The organism is Thauera aminoaromatica S2 (assembly GCF_000310185.1).
GTDB lineage: Bacteria > Pseudomonadota > Gammaproteobacteria > Burkholderiales > Rhodocyclaceae > Thauera > Thauera aminoaromatica.
This window is the reverse complement of record NZ_AMXD01000192.1, coordinates 1-5,590: the sequence shown is the minus strand read 5'-3', so window position 1 is coordinate 5,590 and position 5,590 is coordinate 1. Positions and strand designations below refer to the sequence as shown.

Here is a 5,590-nt window from a genome sequence, read left to right as displayed (position 1 = left end):
GCGGCGCCAGCGCCCGCCCCATCGCGCAGCTGCCGGTGGCCGAGAGCAGCGCCACGCGGCGGTCGTCGGCGAGCTGCACGGCGCGCTCGGCGCCGCCCACGATCACCGCCGACAGCCCGCGCGGCACCTCCTCCATGCCCGCCGCCGCCTGTTCGAGCAGGCGCTGGCAGGCGAGCGCGCACAGCGGGGTGCGCTCGGAGGGCTTCCACAGCAGGGAGTCGCCGCACACCAGCGCGATCGCCGCGTTCCACGCCCACACCGCGACCGGGAAGTTGAAGGCGGTGACGATCGCCACCGGGCCGAGCGGGTGCCAGCTCTCGCGCAAGGCATGGCCGGGGCGCTCGGAGGCGATGGTCAGGCCGTGCAGCTGGCGCGACAGGCCGACCGCGAAGTCGCAGATGTCGATCATCTCCTGCACCTCGCCTTCGCCCTCGCTGCGGATCTTGCCGCACTCGAGGGTGACCAGTTCGGCGAGGAGGGCCTTGTGCTCGCGCAGCGCCTGCGCGAAGCGGCGCACCAGCTCGCCACGGCGCGGCGCCGGCACGCGGCGCCAGGCCTCGAAGGCCGCCACGCTGCGCGCGATCGCGGCATCGGTGGTGGCGCCATCCTGCGGCGCGAGGCGCGCGAGCAGGCTGCCGTCGATCGGGCTATGCACCGCCAGCGCGCCCTCGCGCAGGCGGGGGGCGTCGAGGCCGAGGGGAAGGAAGCGGGCGTTGCTCAACATGCTGGGGTCCTCCTCGGAGTCACATGCCGGAGGCCGGCCCGGCGAGGACGCCGCTGGCGGCGCAGCGCACCTCCTCGCTGTCGGTCAGGAAGTGGCGGCCGAAGCGGTTGGTGACGAAGTCGCAGAAATCGACGTCCTCCTGGCGCACGAAGCCCGCCTGCGGCAGGCGGCCGGCGGCGAGCAGGTCGAGCACCGCGCACAGCGCGCTCGCGGTGGTGAGCTGGATCGCGCTGCGCAGGCGGCCGTTGACCTCGGCCGCATAGAGCTTGCGCGCGAAGGTCTCCTGCATCAGCAGGCCCTCGCGCCGGCCGCTGACGGTGACGAAGACCAGCACCACGTCCTGCATGGTCACCGGGATCGCCGACTCCAGGATGTCCTTGAGCAGCGCGCGCCGCTCGCCCAGGCGCAGATCGTGCAGCAGCAGCTTCATCACGTCGCGGTGGCCGCGGTAGCGCACGGTGCGGTAGTTGAGGTTGCGCACCCGGCCCTCGAGCGTGTCGCACAGCGTACCCAGCCCGCCCGAGGTGTTGAAGGCCTCGTAGTCGTCGCCGTCGAGCGAGAAGTGCTCGAGCTCCTCGAGCGCCGGCATCTCGCGGCGCACCCCGTCGACGATCGCCTCGCAGGGGTTGAGGTACTCGTTGATGAGGCCGTCGGTGCTCCAGGTCAGGTTGTACTTGAGGCCGTTGGAGGGGTACTTGGGCAGTGCGCCGACGCGCATGCGCACGTCGCGCAGTTCTTCGAAGCGCGCGGCGAGATCGTGGGCAACGATGGAGATGAAGCCTGGCGCCAGCCCGCATTGCGGGATCAGCGCGCTGTGCGCGCCGCGGGCAAGCTCGCGTACCCGGCGCGTGCTGGCGACGTCCTCGGTGAGGTTGAGGTAATGCACCCGCTGCGCCACCGCGGCCGCGGCGATGCGCATGCCGATGTCGAAGGGCCCGGCGTCGATCACCGCCCAGCGCCCTTCCAGCTCCGCGGCGAGCGCATCGGCGTCGGCGACGTCCAGCGCGCAGGCCTGCACGCGCGCGAGCTCTGCCCCCACGCGCTCGACCGCGGCGGGGTCGCGATCCGCGACCGTCACCGCATAGTCTCCGCTCCCGGCGAGCAGATCGGCGATCACCGTGCCGATCTTGCCCGCGCCGACGATCAGGATGTCCCTCATGACGCCCTCCCCGCGCGGATTGGCTGGTTTCAGGCCTTGAGACCCTGCGCGCGGGGAAATGGTTGCGCGGCGCGGGCCGCGGGGCGCCGGCGCCTCGTCAGCCCAGCCAAGGCGCCGCCAGCGCCGCCACGTCCACACGCGCGCGCAGCCGCGCCGCGAGCAGGTACAGGCCGCCGAGCTTGCGGTGCAGGAAGAGCGCATCGGCGGGCGGGGTGTGCCAGAAGTCGCGCTCCATGCTCAGCTTCAGCCCGGCATCGCGCAGGCGCAGCGGCAGGTCGCTGGTACCGAAATCGTAGGCGCCGGGGTGGCGCACCGGCTCGCAAGCGATCTCGAAGAGATCGATCACCGCATCGCGCTGATGGGCATGGATATTGTCCTGGAAGTAGCCGATCGCCTGCGCCGCCTCGCTCATCGTGACGCGGTCGCCACGCACCGAGCCCGCCATCAGGCGGCGGTAGGCCTCGACCACCGGCTCGGCGTAGGGCCGGGTGGCTCCGAAGTCGAGCAGGACCACACGGCCGCTGGCGGCGTCGAAGCGGTAGTTGGCGAAGTTGGGGTCGGTCTGGATGAGGCCGAACTCGAACAGTTCGCGGAACAGCAGGCCGATCAAGAGGCTCGCCACGCGGTCGCGCAGCGCCTGGTCGGCCGCCTGCGGGTCGGCGAGCGTCTCCACCGCCACGCCCTCCACCCAGCTCATCGCCAGGATGTCGCTGCGGGTGAGCGCATCGACCGCGCGCGGCAGCACGAAGTGTTCCGCGTCGCCGAGCAGGCCGCCGAAGCGGTGCAGGTTCTCGGCCTCGCGGCGGTAGTCGGCCTCCTCGTGGAGCTGGCGCTTGGCCTCCGCGAGCAGCGGCGCGAGGTCGAGCGCCTTGGGCAGCAGCCCGGAGACGCGCAGCAGGGTGGCGACGTTGTCCACGTCGCTGTCGATGCTGCGCCGCACGCCGGGATACTGCAGCTTGATCGCCAGCTCCTGGCCGTCGCGAGTGCGCGCGCGATGCACCTGGCCGATCGAGGCCGCCGCGCAGGGGGTGAAGGAAAAGCGCTCGAAGCCCTGCTCCCAGCCCTTGCCCCAGTGCGTCTCCAGCACCTCGACCACCTGGCTCATCGGCATCGTGCGCGCGTCCTCGCGCAGGCGGGCGAGGATGTCGGCGAGTTCGGGCGGCAGCAGGCTGCCGGCGTCCATCGACATCAGCTGGCCGACCTTCATCGCCGCACCGCGCAGCTGCGCGAGCTGTTCGGCGACGCGGCGGGCGTTGGCCGGGGTGAGCACCAGCTCGCTCACCTTGGGTCGTTTGCCGGCGGCGAGCTGGCGCGCACCCTCGGCGAGCATGCCGCCCGCCACCCCGGTGGCGAGACTGCCCAGGCGGGCGAGACGGGACAGGCGGCCGCCCGGTACCACGGCGCTGCGCGCGGCATCCGCGACGGGAAGGCTCGGGTCGATGGCGCTGGCGGCAGTGTTCATGGCGTGCTCCTCGGTGGAGATTCGGGCCGGGCTCGGGTGGGCAAGTGCTGACTTCAGTACGGCCATTGCACGAAGGCGCCGCTGATCAGCGCGATGCAGGCGACGGTGGTGAGGCGCAGGCGCAGCGGCAGATACCACTCGGGCAGACCGGCCACGCGCGCCAGACGGCGGTCCTGCACGTAGTGCAACACGAAGCCGAGCACCAGCAGCACCGCGGCGTCCGACGGCACCAGCAGCAGCGCCGGCCAGGCAATCAGCGAGGGCACCACGCTCCACAGCAGGCTGCGCACGCGAGTACGTTCGTCCAACCCGGGCAGCGCCATCGCGAACCCCCAGTGCAGCGCGCACACGAAACTGAGGATCACGGCGCCGTAGGCGAACAGCGCGTCGCTCCAGGTGATGCCATGGTGGGCGTCGAGCAGGCTGGCGGGGGCGAGCACCACGAAGGGGATCAGGCCGGCGTAGCCGAGCCGGATGGCGGTGCGGCGGACGGAGTCGGGAAGCAGGACGTTCATGATCGCGGCTCGCGGGGGAGGAAGAAGGGCAGGCTTGGGGGCGGAGGGACAGAGCGGAGTCCGGGGTGGGCGTCGTGGCCGGCCCTGCGCCGCCAACGGAGGCTCGGAGTCGGCTTGCGCGACTTGGCCATGCACGCCCCGCGCTTGAGTTCATCTTATGAAGCCAATCCTATTTTGTCCAGGACAAAAAGAGTATATTCAAGCTCGTGTCCAACTCCCCCTTCCTCCCGGATCGCCCATGAACGCCAATCCACACCTTGCAATCATCGGCGCCGGGATTGCCGGCCTGGCCTGCGCGCGCAGCCTCGCCGACTCCGGAGTCCGCGTCACTGTCCTCGACAAGAGTCGCGGCCCGGGCGGGCGCACGAGCACCCGCCGCGGCGAGGGCTGGGCCTGCGACCACGGCGCGCAATACTTCACCGCGCGCCACCCGGACTTCATCGAGGAACTCGCGGCCTGGCAGGCGGCGGGGGTGGCGGCGCCGTGGCCGGCGCGCCTCACCGTGTTCGACAGCGACGGCCGCCGCGGCGTGCACGGCGAGGAGGCGCGCTTCGTCGGCACGCCGCGCATGACCGCGCCCGCCCGCCACCTGGCGCGAGGCCTGGACCTGCGCGTGCAGCTGACGGTGAGTGCGCTGCAGCGCTACCCGCACGGCTGGGAGATCGCCACCGCCGAGCGCGGGATGCTGCCCGAGGCCTTCGACGGCGTGCTGCTCGCGGTACCCTCGCCGCAGGCGGTGCCGCTGCTGCTGCCCTTGTCGCCGGCGCTCGCCGCGACGGCGCAGGCGGCGCGGATGCAGGCCTGCTGGGCGCTGATGGCGCGCTTCGATGCCCCCCTGGCGGTGGATTTCGACGCCGCCTTCGTCAATCGCGGGCCGCTGCGCTGGGTCGCGCGCGACCGCTCCAAGCCGGGGCGGGACGGGCTGGAGACCTGGTCGCTGCACGCGAGCGCGGAGTGGAGCGAGGCGCACATCGAGGATGCGCCCGAGCGCGTCGCCGTGGCGCTGGTCGGCGCCTTCGAGGAACTCGGCGGGCGCATGCCGCTGGGATGGGCGGCGCACCGCTGGCGCTACGCGATCACCGAATCCGCGCTCGACGGCGGCTGCGCCTGGGATGCCGCGCAGGCCTTGGGCCTGTGCGGCGACTGGGCCAACGGCGGCCGCGTGGAGGGCGCCTGGCTGAGCGGGCGCGCGCTCGCGCGCCGGGTGCTCGACGGCCTCGCGGCGGGCTGAGCGGGCGCGCATGAATGCGCTGCCGGGGTCGCGCATGACCGCGCCCGCGACGCGTCCCGCTCGCGCACGCACGCGCAGGAGCGCGCCGTGAGCTACGGCCTGGTCTGGTTCAAGCGCGACCTGCGCCTCGCCGATCACGCCGCCTTGGCCACGGCCGCGCGGCGCGGGCCGGTGCTGTGCGTGCTGATCGTCGAGCCGTCGCTGTGGGCGCAGCCCGACGCCGCGCGCCAGCACTACGAGTTCATGCTCGAAAGCGCACGCGAGCTGCACGCCGGGCTGGCCCGCGTCGGCGGTCGCCTGCACCTGCTGGTGGGCGAGGCCGTCGAAGTGCTCGATCGCCTGCACGCCGCAGCGCCCTTCGACACCCTGCATTCGCACGAGGAGACCGGCAACGCCGCGAGCTACGCGCGCGACCGCGCGGTGGCGCGCTGGTGCCGGGCGCGCGGCGTGCGCTGGCACGAGCCGGCGCAGTTCGGCGTGGTGCGCCGGCTCGACGACC

General features: G+C 72.8%; 6 protein-coding genes. 2 read left to right on the top strand and 4 right to left on the bottom strand.

The genetic code is table 11. The features are described from left to right. The 4 genes from C665_RS18110 to C665_RS18095 all read right to left on the bottom strand — a co-directional run. The coding region (locus C665_RS18110; RefSeq protein WP_004325694.1) for an aldehyde dehydrogenase family protein at positions 1 to 724 on the bottom strand (724 nt) is incomplete at its 3' end. Positions 725 to 743: 19 nt separating this feature from the next. Then, positions 744 to 1,883, bottom strand: coding sequence for a saccharopine dehydrogenase family protein (locus C665_RS18105; RefSeq protein ID WP_004325693.1), 1,140 nt, complete (start codon positions 1,881 to 1,883; stop codon positions 744 to 746). Positions 1,884 to 1,980: 97 nt separating this feature from the next. Further along, positions 1,981 to 3,345, bottom strand: a complete 1,365-nt coding sequence (locus tag C665_RS18100) for an ABC1 kinase family protein (protein ID WP_004325692.1) — start codon at positions 3,343 to 3,345, stop codon at positions 1,981 to 1,983. 53 nt (positions 3,346 to 3,398) lie between these two features. Next, the gene (locus C665_RS18095) at positions 3,399 to 3,860 is read right to left on the bottom strand and encodes a DUF3429 domain-containing protein (RefSeq protein WP_004325690.1); all 462 of its coding nucleotides are present in this window, start codon (positions 3,858 to 3,860) and stop codon (positions 3,399 to 3,401) included. A 238-nt stretch (positions 3,861 to 4,098) separates the two neighbouring features. Between C665_RS18095 and C665_RS18090 the strand changes: the two genes are divergently transcribed. Next, a complete protein-coding gene (locus C665_RS18090) occupies positions 4,099 to 5,091 on the top strand; it encodes an NAD(P)/FAD-dependent oxidoreductase (RefSeq protein ID WP_004325689.1) in 993 nt (330 codons plus the stop codon). 87 nt (positions 5,092 to 5,178) lie between these two features. Beyond that, on the top strand, positions 5,179 to 5,590 hold a 412-nt coding region (locus C665_RS18085), incomplete at its 3' end, for a deoxyribodipyrimidine photo-lyase (RefSeq protein ID WP_004325686.1).